Here is a 16,067-nt window from a genome sequence, read left to right on the forward strand (position 1 = left end):
GCCGTCCTGCTCCGCCTCCGTCTCTAGGCGCGCCCGGCCTTGGCGAGTTCGACCTCGACGCGCAGCTCGATTTCGGACAGCACCGCATCGAGACCGGGATCGCCGGAAGATTCCTTGAGGCTTGCAGCCGCATCGCGCAGCCGGATCGCCATCGTCGGGCTGAGATTGCCGGAGAGCAGGCCGAGCTTGAGCTCATCGAGCACGTCGAGCGCGCGTTTGCCGCGCTGTGCCGAGCGCTTGCGTCGTTCGACCGGATCCTCCTCGATGCCCTGCATCGCGAGCAGCGCGTCGATATTGGCGGTCTGCTTCGGCGCCAGCGGCGCGCGCGTCTCCTGCAAGGTTCCGAGATCTGGCAGCGTGAAGGTGCTCGAAGAGGTCTTCCGCGTCGCGCCCGACGAGGTCGCGAGCGTGGTGCCGTTCGGTCCATAGATGCGCATGGGTCTTTCCAGCGGCGTTCATTGCGTGAAGTGAGATTGGCCGTTTCATGGTTAATGGCGCGTAAAGGGCCCGGCAAAATCTGCCGGGATCGGCAGTTTCGATCGCGTCGGATGATCGCGACACGCCGGCCCGCTCGCATCAATGTCGCACCATTTCAATTAGTTAGACCTGAGCATCGCGCTGGCACGCGCCTCGCATGAGAAAGGACGATCATGCAGTCATGGGAGTGGCGGCATCGATCAATGACATTTCGAGTTCGAGGGGAGAATGGGATGCGACGCATCCGTTCAACGCGTCTGCTTCAGGCGGCCTGCGCTGCCGTGCTTGCGCTGGCATCGTCGACGTTTGCCGCGAATGCGACATCGCGGATCAAGGATCTCGCCAATATCGAGGGCGTGCGCCAGAACCAGCTGATCGGCTACGGCCTGGTCGTCGGCCTCAACGGCACCGGCGATACGCTGAACAACATCCCCTTCACCAAGCAGTCGCTGCAGGCGATGCTCGAGCGCATGGGCGTCAACATCCGCGGCGCCACCATCCGCACCGGCAACGTCGCCGCTGTCATGGTCACGGGCAACCTGCCGCCCTTCGCCACGCAGGGCACGCGGATGGACGTCACCGTGTCCGCGCTCGGCGATGCCAAGAACCTGCAGGGCGGCACCCTGCTCGTCACCCCCCTGCTCGGCGCCGACGGCAATGTCTACGCAGTCGCGCAGGGCTCGCTCGCGATCTCCGGGTTTCAGGCCGAGGGCGAGGCTGCCAAGATCGTGCGCGGCGTGCCGACTGTCGGCCGCATCGCCAATGGCGCCATCATCGAGCGCGAGATCGAATTCGCGCTGAACCGCCTGCCCAATGTGCGGCTCGCGCTGCGTAACGCAGACTTTACCACAGCCAAGCGCATCGCCGCCGCCGTAAACGATTTTCTCGGCGTCAAAACCGCTGAACCTATCGACCCCTCCACGGTACAACTCACGATACCGCCGGAATTCAAGGGCAATGTCGTGGCGTTTCTCACTGAGATCGAGCAGTTGCAGGTGGACCCCGACCTCGCCGCAAAGATCGTCATCGACGAACGCTCCGGCATCATCGTGATGGGCCGCGACGTTCGCGTCGCCACCGTCGCGGTCGCACAGGGCAATCTCACGGTCACGATCTCGGAAAGCCCGCAGGTGAGCCAGCCCAACCCGCTGTCGCGCGGCCGCACCGTCGTCACGCCGCGTACCAGCGTCGGCGTGTCCGAGGACGGCAAGAAGTTCGCGGTGGTGAAGGACGGCGTCTCGCTGCAGCAGCTCGTCGACGGACTCAATGGCCTCGGCATCGGTCCGCGCGACCTGATCAGCATCCTGCAGGCGATCAAGGCGGCAGGTGCGATCGAAGCCGATATCGAGGTGATGTGATGTCGAGCTTCATCGATTCCTACACCGGCCGCGTGCCGCTCAGCATGCCCTCTCCGATGCCCCCGGCCACGCCGCACACCGACCTCGATCTGGCCGAGGCGCTCACCAAGGTCGCGCCGGCGGCGCAGGCCAAGGCCAAGGCCACCGCAACCGATTTCGAGGGCATGTTCATCAACTCGATGTTCGCGCAGATGACGAGCGGACTGAAGGGTGACGGCCCGTTCGGCGACACGCCCGCCACCGGCGTGTGGCGCTCGATGCTCACGGAGCAATACTCCAAGAACTTCGCCAAGGCCGGCGGCGTCGGCATCTCCGATCAGGTGTTCCGCGAGCTGATCATGCAGCAAGCCAAGAGCACGAGCTGATAGTTTGAGTTTGTAACGCGCGGATCGGTTCGTACTCGCGCAGAAAAGGGTATCGTATGACGGCGCAAGGACAGGTGCAGGCGAATAAGACGCTCTATCCGGCGGCCACGACCCCGGCGGAAGCGCGTGAGCTGGCCGACCAGCTGCTCAAGGTGATGAGCGACCTGCTCGCGGTGATCGAGCAGGAGACTGAGCTGGTGCGCGCCGGAGGGCTCCGCGAGGCGATGCGGCTTGGGCGGAGCAAGACCGAGCTGTCCGGCCATTATGTCGCGGCGGTTGGCCGGCTCAAGGCCAGCCAGAAATTCATGCAAGCCACCGCGCCTGAGTTGCTCGCCACCCTGCACCGCCATCACGACGTGTTCCGCGCGATGCTGAAGGTCAACCTCACGGTGCTCGCGACCGCGCATTCGGTTTCGGAAAAGATCGTGCGCGGCGTGAATGCGGAGATGCAGCGCCGCAGCATGCCCAACACTTATACCGCGGCCGGCCGCCGCGCAGCGCCCGGCCCGCGCCACGTCACGCCGGTTGCGGTCAGCCGCTCGCTCTGAGCCCGTCCGCAACCCACCAAGAGCGAAGCCGCCGTGTCTTCCGCGACCGGCGGCTTTCGCGCTTTGGAACTGATTCTGGAAAATGCCGCGCCGATTCGTAACGCGGGATTCACGCTAATTCCTAACAGGACGTTGATGTCTCCTCGTCATAGTTGAAATCGGGATAGGTTGGGTTTGACTCGGTGGGCACGAGGAGGCTGCCATGAGTTCCGACTTTAGCATCAGGCCGGTGGGAGCGTCGGCAACCGCAACAGTAGTGGCGGCGCCGGTGAGCCAGGCGGTGAGCAATGCGGTTCAGACCGATTTGCCGCCAAGCCAGACCGTGACCGCGGCTGACACCAGCGCCAGCGTGCGCAACGACCCGCAGGAGCTCGCGGCGAACGACGCTTTCGTGTCGCATCAGGCCTATTACGACCGCACGGCGGCCGCGATGGTGTTCCAGGTCGTGAACCGCAAGACCGATCAGGTCGTCGAGCAATATCCCGACGAGGCGGTGCTGCGGCGGCGCGCTTATTTCCACACGCTGGACATGCAGAAGGACGAAACGCAGCGGGTGCTTCCGACCGACCGCACGGCGTAACGACGAGGGTTTGACAGCACGACCGAGCACGACACCGATCACCATCGGCACGTGCCGATCCGCTATTTGTCCTGGGCGGCGTAGGCGGTGTCGAGATAGGTCTGACCGCTGGCCGGATCCGTCACCACGTTCTTGATCTGCGCCTTGCCCTTGGCGGTCAGCGTGAACTTGGTGTCGCCGATCCGGAACGCGCCGTCCTTGATCAGCACGTCCTGATATTTGGACGTGCCTTGGCTCTGATAATGCACCTTGGCACGGAAGCCGGAGACGTCCGAGATCGTGATCAAGAACGGCTTGTTGCTGGCGTACTTGCCGGTCCAGGAGCCCTGGTAGAGACTCGGATCGACCGCCACATACTTGCTGCTGCTCTTCGCAACGCTCAGCGTGTTGGCCTTGTAGGCGGAGGCCAGGATACTCGTCACGTCGGCCATGAGATCCTCCGCGCTTACCGCGGCAACGCCGTTCAGCGACGTCCGGAAAGGCCGGCAGCGATGTGGCAGTTGATATCGATCAGCGATTTGAGCTTCGCCGGATCCGGATTCATCTGCACCTCGATCGTCTGCTTCAGCACGAATACGCCGATGTTGGCGATGTTCTGGCGGATCTCGAGCGGATTCGGATTGTCGCTCATCTCCATGGCGCTCATGAAGATCGTCCACAGACGACGGTTGAACAGCAGCGCCTTGTACAGATTGCGGTCAGCACCGTTCCAATTGGCCTGGACCTCCTGCAGCTGTCGCGCCGCCTTCAATAATGCCTGTGCTTCAATTTCCCGGGGAGATGCCGTGGTCTGCGAGGTACGAGCATAGGCTTGAGCGGCATGTGACATTCAGTACTCCGGACTGACGCTAGGGACACAACCAAACGGCTCGTGTTTTGTACGTTGCGCGCCTTTAAAATATGGTTAGCGGCTGTTAGCGTATCGGACCGATCCGCCATACTTGTGCGCAAAATGCGGCTCCCCCGCTTCGACGCTTAACACCAGGCGAACAGCACGCGCGAAAAATCAAAAAGATTTTCACTCGTTCGCATCGCGCCCGCAGCGACAGCATGCCGAAACGACGAAACATCACAATGCATGCAGATGCTCGCGGCGGTACGCCACGCGCTGATGGGTTGCTGCTACAAATGAGCAGCCGCAAGGAGCCATGTATTGAAGTAGCTGCAATAGTATCGGCCCAAAAGAAAAGCGGCGGGCCCTGCCCGCCGCTCCTTGCAATCTTGATGTCGCGATCGCCTAGCGCAGGAGCTGAAGCACGCTCTGCTGCGACTGGTTTGCGAGCGCCAGCGCGGACACCGCGATCGACTGGCGGGTCGACAGCGCCTGGCTGTTGGCCGCCTCCTCGTTGGTATCGGCCAGCGTCAGGTTGGACGAGCCGGTCTGCAGCACGTTGATCAGGTTCTTGTTGAAGTCCTGACGGATCTCGACGATCGACAGGTTCGAGCCCAGAGCCGAGGCCTCCGAGCGCAGTGCCGTCGAGGCACTGTCGAGCGTGGACAACACCTTGTTTGCCGAGTTGCTGTCGAGGAAGTCGGTGCCCACCGTCAGGTTTGACAGGCCAAGACCCGCATCGTTGAAGGTCACGCCGGTGATATTCAGAGTCGAGCGTCCGGTCTCGTTGAACACCAGCTTGAGCGTATCGCCGTTCAAGAGGTTGATGCCGTTGAAGGACGCGTCCTGCGCGGTGGTGTTGATCTGCGCCATCACGTTGTTGTACTGCGCGACCAGACCCGCACGCGTGGTCTGCGAGTTCGGATCAATCACGGGTGTCGAAGCGGTTACGCCGTTGAAGGCCTGACCGCTTGCGGTCGACGAGCCGCTGACCGCGCCGATGGTCGACGAAGCGGCTTCGTTGGTGGTGAGGATCGTGAGCGCGCCGCTGGTGCTGAGGCTTGCCTGCAGATTGTTCGCCGCCAGAACCGTGTTGAGCTGATTGAGCGTCGATATTTGCGATGCGCCTGTTCCAAACGTGATATTTGTCGGTGTTCCTCCGCCTGTGGCAGCGATCGTCAAGGTCTGACCGCTTAATGCGGGAGGGTTCCGTGCCGTGGTCGCTGCGGTGAGGCCGAGCTTGGCCAATGCACTACCCGAGATCGTCAGGTCCTGAGCGGTACCGGTTGCCAGCGTTATTTTGCCGCCGCTGACGGACGACGGCGTGGTCGAGGCGCCGGTCACGGCATCGATCGCAGCCAGCAGGTTGGAGACAGTATCGCCGATGCCGATATTGGTGCCGGCCGAGACCGAGCCTGCAACAAAGGTGAAGACGACGCCGTTCACGACCAGCGTGTCACCGGTCGTGATGTTGGATGCCAGGTCGTTCGAGGTCGAGCTCGACGTGCCCGAAAGGCGGGTCGATCCGGTGATCGCCGCCGGCGTGGTGTTGTCGTTGTTGACGGCGCTGCCGGTCACGAAATTGTTCGACGAGCTGCCGAGCAGGTTGTTGGCATTGGCGCCCGGAATCACCGCGGAGGTGATGCTCGACTTCGTGGTGTAGCCGGTCGGCGCCTGCAGCACCTGGCTCGCGATCGACTTGGCGCTGTCGACGAGCTTCTGCAACGAGGTCAGGCCGGTATTGGCAGCCTGCAGCACCTGCACGCCGTTGCTGATGCCGTCGAGCAGGTTGGAGATGTCGCTCGCCCGGTTGTTGAGCGACTGCGCGGTGAAGAATTCGGTGGGATTGTCGAGCGCCGTATTGACCTTGTTGCCGGTGGCCAGGTTGTTTTGAGTCGTGGCGAGCAACGACGCTGTGTTTTGCAGCGCGAGCAGGTTTTGGCGAACCGAAGCCGAAAGAACGATACCGGACATTTGTGTGAAACCTTCCTAGTTATTCACGAGCCGGTTCTAGTTGGTCTCCTTTAAAACATGGTTAATGGCCGTTTAAATTATTTGCTTAACGAATGGTTACCGGCCCGGGGGCGCGAAATAGCTCAATCAATTCAGGATGTCCCCCTCTCGTCGCGACACCGCAGCAACGAAAAACGGCGGGGTTTCCCCGCCGTTTCGCAACGTCTTGGATGACCTGTTCGGTCGATCAGCGCAGCAGCTGCAGAACGCTCTGCTGCGACTGGTTGGCGAGCGACAGCGCGGACACTGCGATCGACTGGCGGGTCGACAGCGCCTGGCTGTTGGCCGCTTCCTCGTTGGTGTCGGCCAGCGTCAGGTTGGACGAGCCGGTCTGCAGCACGTTGATCAGGTTCTTGTTGAAGTCCTGACGGATCTGCACGACCGAGAGGTTCGAACCGAGGGTCGAGGCTTCGGCGCGCAGCGTGGAGCTCGCCGAGCTCAGCGCGGTGATCACCTTGTTCGCCGAGTTGTTGTCGAGGAAGTCGACACCCGAGGTCAGGGTCGACAGGCCCAGGCCACCGGTGTTGAAGGTCACGCCCGTGATCGAGAGCGACGACTTGCCGGTCTCGTTGAAGGTGAGCTTCAGCGTGTCGCCGTTCAGCAGGTTGACCCCGTTGAAGGACGAGTCGGCCGCCGTGGTGTTGATCTGCGCCAGCACGTTGTTGTACTGCGCCACCAGGCTCGCCCGCTGCGACTGCGAGGTCGCATCAGCGACCGGAGCAGCAGCCGTCAGACCGTTGAAGGCCTGGCCGCTGGCCGTCGCCGTGCCACCGATGGTGCCGATCGTGGACGATGCAGCATCATTGGTGGTGGTGATCGAGATCTTGCCGCTCGCGTCGATCGAGGCCTGCAGGTTGTTGGCGGCGAGCTTCGTGTTCAGATCGTTCAGCGTCGCGACCTGTCCGGTGCCGAGACCAAAGGTGATGTTCGTCGCCGTGCCCCCGCCGGTTGCAGCGATCGTCAGCGTCTGGCCGGACAGGCCGTCGCCGACGGAGCTGAGGCCGAGCTTCGCCAACGCGGTACCCGACAGCGTGAGGCCCGATGCAGAGGGCGTCAGGCTGATCGCACCGGCGGTGATCGAGGAGGTCACGCCGGTGGCCGACTGGATCGTCGACAGTAGATGCGTGACGGTGTCGGTGATGCCGATGTTGGTGCCCGACGAGCTCGAACCGGCAACGAAGGTGAAGGTGGTGCCGTTCACGACCAGCGTATCACCGGTGGTGATGCTGGAGGCGAGGTCGTTCGACGAGGAGCCGCTGGTGCCCGACAACAGCGTAGAGCCGGTGATCGCGGCCGGCGTGGTGTTGTCGTTGTTGACGGCGCTGCCGGTGACAGCGGAGGTGCTGGACCCCAGCAGGTTGGTCGCGGTGGCGCCGGTCAGCGCGGCGGAGGTGACGGTGGATTTGGTGGAATAGCCGACCGAGCTCTGCAGCACCTGGTTGGCGATCGACTTGGCGCTGTCGACGAGGCTCTGCAGCGAGGTGATGCCGGTGTTGGCGGCCTGCAGCACCTGCACGCCGTTGCCGATACCATCGAGCAGGTTGGAGATGTCGGAAGCGCGGTTGTCGAGGCCCTGGGCTGTGAAGTAGTTGGTCGGATTGTCGAGAGCCGAGTTGACCTTCTTGCCGGTGGAGAGATCGTTCTGGGTCGTCGCGAGCAACTGAGCGGTGGACTGCAGCGAGAGCAGATTCTGACGCACGGACGCCGAGAGAACAATGCCAGTCATATTCATACCTTTCTGGTGTGAAGCATAGTCTCCGGTCCTTCGGGACCGGGTGCCGCCGTGAACGACTTCGCGATCAGGCGACGCGGATAAGGTGAACGAGACTGGCTAACAAAGCCTGAAGCGGCAGAGCGCGCGAGCCGGATCGGGATGCGTTGGCGCACATTCGCTGCGGCGGGCCCGGCTTGGAGCGTTTCCGAAGGGCCTTGATAACTCAACGCATTTACCAAACAGGGGATGGCATTTACCAGCCGTTAACCTTGTTCGGAAAGGATTGCCCGCGCGTCGACCGCCCCGGCACGACCGGTCAGCGCCTGCCGTAAGCGTCGCGGCAGGCTAGCCGCCGGCTCCCTCGACAAGCGGCAACGGAGAACACGGATGGCTCTGAAAGTCGAACTCAAGCCGCATGAACGAATCATCATCGGCTCCTGCGTGATCACCAACACCGATCAGCGCGCGCGCCTCCTGATCGACGGCGACAATATTCCGATCCTGCGCGAGAAGGACATTTTGACGCCGGAGACGGCGGACACGCCCGCCAAGCTCGTCTATCTGGCGGTCCAGCTCATGTACATCTCGCCGAATGCCGACGCCAGCCACGGCACCTATTTCAACCTGCTACGTGACATCATCACGACGGTGCCGAGCGCCTGGCCACTGATCGAAGCGATCAATGGCCATATCCTCAACGGCGACCTCTACCAGGCGCTGAAGGAAGCCAAGAAGCTCGTCGCCTACGAGAAGAAGCTGCTGGAGCAGGCCGAAGCCGATCAGGCCGACGCAGACCAGACTCAGACCGTCACTGCAGCGTGAGCTTGCATCCGGCTCTGCGCAGCGCAGAGCCGGGCGCCCTTCCCGGCTCATCCTATCCACCCGTCCTTGCGAGCGAAGCGAAGCAATCCAGAGCCATACAAGGATTCTGGATTGCTTCGTCGCGGAGCCTGTCATCGGGCCGCGCGTTGCGCGGACCCGTTGGCTCCTCGCAATGACGAACTTCAGGTGCAGTTCATCACATCCGGCGCTCATGGCGCGAGCGGCGGCGCCTCGATTTCGGCCAGCGGCTCCGCGCCGACCATCGTTCTCTGCGCCCCGAACGACAGCACCGCTGCAAGCATCGCATCGATGTCGCATCTTGCAGTCCGATGATTGACGATCGCAACTCGGATCGCGAGCCGTCCATCCAGCATCGTGGTTGACGGCGCAGCGATGCCGGATTCGTGGAGGTCGGCAACAATCTCGCCGTTCACGACATCGGCGTCGTCCGCGCGGTAGCGGAAGCAGACGATGTTGAGATTGACGGGCGCCAGCAGCTCGAGTTGCGGCTCGGCCAGGATGCACGCGTCCAGATATTTCGCGAGCGCGCAGGTCTGCGCGATGACCGCGCCAAGCCTGTCGGTGCCGAACGTTTTCAGCGTGAACCAGGTCTTCAGCGCGCGAAAGCCGCGCGACAGATCGGGCCCGAGATCGCACGGCCACTGCTGTCCTGCAGCAAGCCCGCGCGTCTCCCGGCGCAGATAGGCGGCAGGCTGGGCGAAAGCGTCGCGATGGCGCTCGCCATCGCGCACCAGCAGGAAGCCTGCGTCATAGGGCACCTGCCCCCATTTATGAAAATCGAGCGCGATCGAATCCGCCTGCTCGATTCCGGCAAGGCGCGGCGCGAGATCGGGTGACAGGATCGCGAGCGCGCCGAACGCGCCATCGACGTGGAACCACAGCTTCTCGTCACGGCAGAACGCCGCGACTTCTCCGAGATCGTCGATCGCCCCGATGTCGACCGTGCCGGCTGATGCCACGACCAGGAAAGGCTTCAGGCCGGCGGCACGATCGCGTGCGACCGCATCGCGCAAAGCGGCTACATCGATGCGATGCGCCTGGTCGACCGCGACGCTGCGCAGCGCGTTGCTGCCGAGCCCCGCAATATCCATTGCTCTGCCGATGCAGCCATGCGCGGCCGCGGAGGTGTAGCCTCGCAACAGCTCTCCCTCGCCGCCGACGCCCTGCTGCCGGACGCCGGCGCCGAGCGCCGCGCGCCGGGCCACCAGCACCGCCATCAGATTGGCCATCGAGGTGCCCGTGACGAAAATGCCGCTGGCACCTGTGGGAAAGCCGAACATCTGGCGCGTCCAGTCGACGACCTGCCGCTCAACCTCGATCGGCATGTGATCGCGACCGCCGAGATTGGCGTTCAAGCCCGCGGCGAGCATTTCGGCCAGCATGCCGACAGCCGAGCCGCCGCCATGCACCCATCCCATGAAACCAGGATGGACGTTACCCGTCGCGTAGGGCACGACGAGATCTGAGAACTCACGATAGACTTCGGCGAGCTCCGTCGGTGCCTGCGGCAGCGGCGCGCGAAACTGCTCGCGGAGCTCTGGCGGAATCGGCTGCCAGACCGGACGGTCGCGGATGTCGGCGATGTAGTCGATCATGTCATCGAGCATGCGATGACCCTGCGCGCGGATCTGCTTCCAATCCTGCGGATCGAGCGTCTGGTTCGCTTGCGAACGCGTCTCCGGATCCGGCGCAACAAGGCTCACGCCGCCTGCTCCCCTGCCCGCGCGGCGCGCCGCTCCAGCATTGCGGCGAATGCCGAAAACACCTTCTGCATCTGCGGCGACTTGTAGGGGAAGATGTCGGCGTGATCCATATCGTGGACCACAGCGGTGTTGTCCGCCTCGAACAGCAGCAGCGCGCCGTCCCTGGTCTCGGCGCAATCGATGATGAAATAGTCGAGCCCGACGCGCTCGGCGATCGCAGCCAGCACAGTGCGATGCCGCCGGCCGAAGCCGATGTCGAAGGTCTGCATGAACGTCGCTTCCTCGCGCCGCTTCGCCTCGCTCGCGCTCATGCCCGCGTTGAGGTACCAGATGTCCCAGCGGCCAGCGATCGCCATGTGGCAGGCATAAGGCTGGCCGTCGACGAAGACGACGCGGTATTTGCGGAACAGGCCGTCCTCGCTCGCATAGTCGACGAAACGGGCCATGAAGAACTCCTGCTCGTCGCGTTCGTCGAGATAGAGCGAGAGCTCGATGGCGTCGTCGACCTTTTCAAGACCGACACCGGCATGCGAGCCACGCGGCCGGATGATGATCGGAAACGTGAGTTCGCCCGCGATCGTGGTCAGCCATTCCCGCTCTTCGGCCACCTCGACCAGCGGCGCGCGCCGCGCCGTGAAGGTTGCGGGCATGACAAGACCGTCGATCCCGGCGAGCAGCCGGTACAGCTTGTCACGGTCGAGGTTGCAGATCATTCGCGGCGGATTGAGCAATGGCCGGGGCCATCGCGCCGCAACCTCGTCGATCTTGCGCAGGGCATGTTGGCAATCATCCGAGTCGGAGGCGATCACGATGGCGACGTCGTGATCGGGCAATGGCGATGGCAATTCCGCTTCGGGGATCACGTGCAGCATCATCAGCTCGATGTCGGTGTTCTCGAGCAGGAACTCGATCGGCGTGTTGCTGCCCATATCGGTCGCCGCCGCCAACGCCAACACGCGCAGCCGCGGCGTCTCCGATTTGCACGGCGAGCGGTACAATTGGTGCGACCGCAGCACTTCCTGCTGGATCGCGAGCCCTGCCGCTTTGTCGCCGAGCAGTTGCGCGAGCAGCGCGACGTCGAGCCCCTCACCCGCGTTTGCCTTGCCGTCGAGCAGCTTGGCAAGCAGCTGCACCCAGAGCGGCTTCAGATCGCAGCCGTCGAACGAGGCCTTGGCAAGCTTCGCCATGCCGATCCGGTCGGCACATTGCGCGCGCGCCTCGACCGTGAGCGCCAGCATTTCAGACTGCATCACACCTTCCTCGAATCGAGGCTGCCCACATGCGATGCGAGCAGCTCTATTTTTGCGACGACGTCCGTGAGACGGCCGATCTCGCGAGCGAGATTATCGCGCGCGACCGCAGCATCCGAATTCCACGTCTCGATCACCTGCCGCGCACCGATGCACAGCCGCAAGAGCGCCGTCGGCGCAGCCGCGGAGCGCTCGACCCGGACGGGCTGGCCGACCAGACAATGTTGTGAGGCAATCGCGCGATCGTCGGTGCCGCCAATGACGCCGCTCATGTGGCGGCGCAGCGCGCGATGGACCTGCTGGACGTCATTGGCAGCCAGCAGCCGGCTGTCGCGCAGAAGCGCGAACGGAAAGATCGTGGGCCGCGCGAATTCCTCGTCGTCGGCACCGCGACGTTCGGTTATCACCGGACGCAAGAAGGATGATCGAATCAGTCGATTTTCGATCGCCTGGCCAAGCTCTCTCAGCGCGAACGCGCGGAAACCGTTCGGCACCTGGTGATAGGCTGCGATCTCCTCGAGCGCCGCCTCCCAGCGCAGCCACTGGCCGAGATTCGGCCGCGCTACGGAACGGGCGCGGAGCGATGTCCAAGTCATCGGCCAGTCGCTGCGGCCGATGTAGTCGAACAGCCCGTCGGCAACGGCGCCACAGCGCTGCAGTGCACGCGACAGCATGCCTGGCACCAGCAGCGCGCCGCTGAAGGCGGGGCCGCCATAGAACTTCGAGCCGGTGATCAGCACCATGGCGCCGCGATCGAGAAGCCCGCGCAGCCGGCGGCGGCCCAGCCGCATCTGGCAGGCATCGACGACGAGCTGCACGCGGCCGGGCCAGCGCCGCGCGATCAGATCGAGACAGTCCTGATCAGGCGCGCGCCAGCCGAGCTTCGAGGAGTCCATGATCTGCAGCATCGCGGCATGACCGCGCGCAGATACTGCCTTGACGGCATCGAGCACGAACTGCGCATGTTCGGCGCGCGGCGCAAGCTCGGCGTCGCTGCACAGCGGCAGCGCGATACTCTCGCAGGCGAGACCGGCAATCGGCGAGTCCTTACATACCGCGACGCCGCTCGCCGTCTGCGCGTTGAAATGACGGCCGCGCGCCGTTGCCGGCGTGCCGCTGCCGGTCTGGTCGGCGGCCACCACGATGGTCGTCAGCCGCTCGCCCAGCAGCGCGCGGGTCAGCGCCAGCGCGTGAAGCTGCGAGTCCGTGCCCGATGGCGAGAACACGATCTCGACGTCGGCAGCCAGCTGCAGATGCGCCCTGAGCTCGTGCCGCATCTCCTCGGTGCGGCGGTCGAGCGCCTCATCGAGGCCTAGCCCGATCGCGGCATGCATCAACTGCTCGCGCGCCCGCTCGGCGCGCGCATAGGCGCGTTCGGAAATCGGCGATGCGGTGCTTGAAGCGAAACAGAGAAGCTGCGGGGCCGGCGATGGGCTGCAGCCATAGAGATTGCAGCCGCTGACAGGATCGAGCGCCAGCCGCGGATCACCGCCACGGACGAGCAACTCATCCAGCGGCATGAACAACTCGCGGAGCCCAGCCGCCGGCGTATGGACACTGAGCGACGCGGAAGCTTCCGACCGGGCCACCACCGGGATCATCGAAGAATCTTCAGGCAGCGTCGGCCGCAGCCGGCGCGGCAGCGAATTGCGACGCCACATCGCCGCGGAACACCGACGGACCGACATGGTCCAGGCGGCTGTCGAGATCGGCCCAGATCTCGCCGCCGATATCGGTCCAGCGCTTGCAGAAGGCGAAGTCCTCGCTAAGGTAGGTGCCGGTCGCCGGGTCGATCATGCACTCGAACAGCGCGAAGCGATGCGGATTGCCAGCCAGTGCATCGTGCGAATGCTCACGCATGAACCGCAGCGGCGCATAGGCGGGATGCGCGCACATCCGCTCCAACACGCGGCGCCGGATCATCAAAAAGCCGGTGCCGGCATAGCGCACCCGCGCAAAGCCATTGACCACCGTAACGTGATCGGGGTCTTCGATCTCGAGCACATAATCCAGCGATGCGGCCGCGACATTCGTCCGGCCGGCATTGATCGCCCGCCTCGCTTTGTCCCAATTGACCCGCTTGACCGGATAGACGCCCGCGACCACGTCACCACCGGATTCGATCAGACGAAACACCTGGCCCGGCGTGAAGCCGATGTCGGCGTCCACGAACAGGAAATGCGTGGCAGTCGGATCACTGAGAAACAGCGCGACGAGATTGGCCCGGGCCCGCGTGATCAGGGCATCGCCGTCACGCATGTGAACGGTCAGATTGACGTTGGACGTCGCGCGCAGCTCGCGTTGTAGGGCGAAGATCGAGCTCGCATAGATGCTCGAAACCTGCCCGCCGAAACAGGGCGTGCCAATCACCAGGTGAATTCGCTCGGTCATGATCGCATTCCCAATAAGGCAGACCCTGCCTCACGTCTGAACAAACGTTAACCAGACGTGGTTAACGAAAACCTAACCGCTGCCCGCCGCGAGCCTACAGGAACTTCACCAGCGAGAGCTGTGACAGCATCGAGGTGGTCTGGTAGGAGGCCTGCAGGTTGTTCTGGAGCTGCAGGATCTCGGACGCGACCTGGTCCTGGGAAATGCCCTCCGTGTGGTCGACCAGGCTCTGCAGCGCCGCCTTCGCCTGCGTCTGCCGAGCGCCAGCGTCCTTCATCGCGGTCTGGGCATTGGCGAAGTCGGTCTGGATGTCCGAGATCGTCTGTCGGCCGAGCTGCGGCGTCAGATTGGCGGCAACGCGCTGGCTGAGCGCTCCGATCTGTTGTGCCGCGATCTGCCCGGTCGGGTCGGAGGCGCTCGGCAAGGCCGATACCGCCGCATAGACCGCCGTCTGCTGCACCAATGTGCGGATCGCCGTCTCGTTGGCCTGAGCCCCGAATTGCACGCTCTGGGCGGAATCGATCTGGACCGAAGCGGTGGAGCGCGCACTGCCGGGACCGCTGTTCCCCGTGTACCAGGCGACCGTGTTGGCTGAGCCATTCGTGAGGCTGGTGGCCGAACCAAGCGGCGAGCCTGACACGCGCAGCGGCGGGGTCGGTGCGGTCACCGTGCCCGAGAAGCCGAGCGCGGCGAAGGCGGCCGCATTGTTGCTCGACACCGAGAAGCTTGCCGGATCGTCGGTATGCAGCGAGACACGCCCGGCAATGACCGTGGATGGGGTCGAGGTGCCACTGAGCGCGTCGATCTTCGACAACAGCGTCTGCACGCTGTCGGTGACGTTGACGTGGGTGTTGTCGGTCGCCCCCGAGGCGACGAAGGTGATCGTCTGTCCATTCACCGTGATGGTGTTGCCGACGGCGAAACCGGTGCCGAGCGAATCGGAGGTGGCGCTGGCCGTCCCCGACAGCAACGTGGCGCCGGTGATCCGCGCCGACGTGGCGGAATTGTTGTTGCTGACCGCGCTTCCGGTAGCAACGCTCGCGGCATTGAAGAAGTCGTTGCCGGCCGCGATGGCGGAGGCCGCCTTCAGCGAGGTGCTGGCCAGCGTGGTGATCGCGCTGCTCAGCGCCGATTGCAGGTTCGCCGTCGTCGCCGCCGGCGAGCCACCGATGGCGAAGCTGTTGGCGGCCAATGGCGTCGTGTTCGAGGCGGTGAGCTGGATGGCTTCCGTCGTGCCGTCTGGCAGGTCGAACTTGAAGGTGATCTTGTCTCCCGGATTGGGATCTCCTGCGGTGAAATCCACCGAGACCGCCGTCGGCGTACCCTGCGGTTGAGTGACGGTGGCATTGGTCAGTGAGGAGCTCACGCTGTCCAGCTTGAAACCGAACGGAGAGTTGGCGGAGTCCTCGGAGAGCGTCAGCGGTATCGTGGCCGACGAGGACAGCACGAGCCGTCCCATTCCGGTGCCACCGAGATCGGCCTGCTGCCGCTCCGATATCACCTGCTTCAGCCCGGCCTGGGTCGAAGTGCCGTTCAGGATATCGTCGGCGGAGGCCATTGCCGGCTGGTTGGTCGCCGAGCCCGAGAAGATGTAGCGGTCGCCGACCTGGGTGTTCAGGATGCCGACGATCGCCGACAGGTTCGACAGCGCATTCTGCTGTCCGACGCTCTGCCCCGCACTGGTCACGTTCTGCGGCGTCGCCGAGGCTCCGCTCTGCACCGTGTCATGGATCGACTGGAGCGACTGCAGCGCGGTGTTCGCCGCCCCGATGATGGTGTTGACGTGGGTCATCGTGGTGGTGAAGGCCGCGATGTTCGACAGCTGCGCGCGCGCCGCCACCGCGAAGCCCTCGTCCACCCCCATGCCTGCATAGGTGCTCGACTTGACGCCGCTGGAGAGCTGCGTCGAGAGATCGGCGAGCTGGTTGGTGATGTTCCGCACGGACAGGCCGAGCAGAGACGAGCCGTAATTGATGCTGCTGATCGACATGTG

The 16,067-nt window shown here is 64.0% G+C and carries 15 protein-coding genes; 5 read left to right on the forward strand and 10 right to left on the reverse strand.

Features of this window, described 5'->3' with window-relative positions:
* Positions 1–23: 23 nt before the first annotated feature.
* Positions 24–437, reverse strand: coding sequence for a flagellar assembly protein FliX (locus tag P6U24_RS27105; RefSeq protein ID WP_407155512.1), 414 nt, complete (start codon positions 435–437; stop codon positions 24–26).
* A gap of 273 nt (positions 438–710) precedes the next feature.
* On the opposite strand from P6U24_RS27105, the gene P6U24_RS27110 reads away from it, so the two are divergent.
* From P6U24_RS27110 to P6U24_RS27125, 4 genes are all read left to right on the forward strand, one after another.
* On the forward strand, positions 711–1,835 hold the full coding sequence (locus P6U24_RS27110; protein WP_407155513.1) for a flagellar basal body P-ring protein FlgI: 1,125 nt from the start codon (positions 711–713) through the stop codon (positions 1,833–1,835).
* Positions 1,832–2,200 (forward strand): flagellar assembly peptidoglycan hydrolase FlgJ, encoded by a 369-nt coding sequence (flgJ, locus tag P6U24_RS27115; RefSeq protein WP_407155514.1) that lies wholly within the window; start codon positions 1,832–1,834, stop codon positions 2,198–2,200. The genes P6U24_RS27110 and flgJ overlap by 4 nt, the downstream gene beginning before the upstream one ends.
* Before the next feature lie 56 nt (positions 2,201–2,256).
* Positions 2,257–2,748 carry a hypothetical protein gene (locus P6U24_RS27120; RefSeq protein WP_407155515.1) on the forward strand — a complete coding sequence of 164 codons (492 nt, stop codon included), beginning with the start codon at positions 2,257–2,259 and terminating at the stop codon, positions 2,746–2,748.
* A gap of 202 nt (positions 2,749–2,950) precedes the next feature.
* Positions 2,951–3,328, forward strand: a complete 378-nt coding sequence (locus tag P6U24_RS27125) for a hypothetical protein (protein ID WP_407155516.1) — start codon at positions 2,951–2,953, stop codon at positions 3,326–3,328.
* A 62-nt stretch (positions 3,329–3,390) separates the two neighbouring features.
* Here the strand turns inward: P6U24_RS27125 and P6U24_RS27130 are convergent, their stop codons facing one another.
* The 4 genes from P6U24_RS27130 to P6U24_RS27145 all read right to left on the reverse strand — a co-directional run bounded on the left by P6U24_RS27130 (position 3,391) and on the right by P6U24_RS27145 (position 7,899).
* On the reverse strand, positions 3,391–3,759 hold the full coding sequence (locus tag P6U24_RS27130; RefSeq protein ID WP_407155517.1) for a hypothetical protein: 369 nt from the start codon (positions 3,757–3,759) through the stop codon (positions 3,391–3,393).
* 32 nt (positions 3,760–3,791) lie between these two features.
* On the reverse strand, positions 3,792–4,157 hold the full coding sequence (gene flaF / locus P6U24_RS27135; protein ID WP_407155518.1) for a flagellar biosynthesis regulator FlaF: 366 nt from the start codon (positions 4,155–4,157) through the stop codon (positions 3,792–3,794).
* A 408-nt stretch (positions 4,158–4,565) separates the two neighbouring features.
* Positions 4,566–6,134, reverse strand: coding sequence for a flagellin (locus tag P6U24_RS27140; protein WP_407155519.1), 1,569 nt, complete (start codon positions 6,132–6,134; stop codon positions 4,566–4,568).
* 226 nt (positions 6,135–6,360) lie between these two features.
* Complete coding sequence (locus P6U24_RS27145) at positions 6,361–7,899, reverse strand: flagellin (protein WP_407155520.1); 1,539 nt, start codon at positions 7,897–7,899, stop codon at positions 6,361–6,363.
* Positions 7,900–8,274: 375 nt separating this feature from the next.
* On the opposite strand from P6U24_RS27145, the gene flbT reads away from it, so the two are divergent.
* Entirely contained in the window at positions 8,275–8,709 is a 435-nt protein-coding gene (gene flbT / locus P6U24_RS27150) for a flagellar biosynthesis repressor FlbT (protein WP_407155521.1), read from the forward strand.
* Positions 8,710–8,918: 209 nt separating this feature from the next.
* Here the strand turns inward: flbT and P6U24_RS27155 are convergent, their stop codons facing one another.
* The 5 genes from P6U24_RS27155 to P6U24_RS27175 form a co-directional block, all read right to left on the reverse strand.
* Positions 8,919–10,433, reverse strand: coding sequence for a pyridoxal phosphate-dependent decarboxylase family protein (locus P6U24_RS27155; protein ID WP_407155522.1), 1,515 nt, complete (start codon positions 10,431–10,433; stop codon positions 8,919–8,921).
* Positions 10,430–11,620 (reverse strand): RimK family alpha-L-glutamate ligase, encoded by a 1,191-nt coding sequence (locus P6U24_RS27160; RefSeq protein ID WP_407160601.1) that lies wholly within the window; start codon positions 11,618–11,620, stop codon positions 10,430–10,432. Before P6U24_RS27160 ends, P6U24_RS27155 begins: the two co-directional genes overlap by 4 nt.
* 62 nt (positions 11,621–11,682) lie before the next feature.
* Entirely contained in the window at positions 11,683–13,284 is a 1,602-nt protein-coding gene (locus P6U24_RS27165; RefSeq protein ID WP_407155523.1) for a hypothetical protein, read from the reverse strand.
* A 10-nt stretch (positions 13,285–13,294) separates the two neighbouring features.
* On the reverse strand, positions 13,295–14,074 hold the full coding sequence (locus P6U24_RS27170; RefSeq protein ID WP_407155524.1) for a hypothetical protein: 780 nt from the start codon (positions 14,072–14,074) through the stop codon (positions 13,295–13,297).
* 94 nt (positions 14,075–14,168) lie between these two features.
* On the reverse strand, positions 14,169–16,064 hold the full coding sequence (locus tag P6U24_RS27175) for a flagellar protein (RefSeq protein ID WP_407155525.1): 1,896 nt from the start codon (positions 16,062–16,064) through the stop codon (positions 14,169–14,171).
* Positions 16,065–16,067 lie beyond the last annotated feature (3 nt).

It is taken from the genome of Bradyrhizobium sp. STM 3557 (assembly GCF_045571465.1).
Taxonomy (GTDB): Bacteria; Pseudomonadota; Alphaproteobacteria; order Rhizobiales; family Xanthobacteraceae; genus Bradyrhizobium.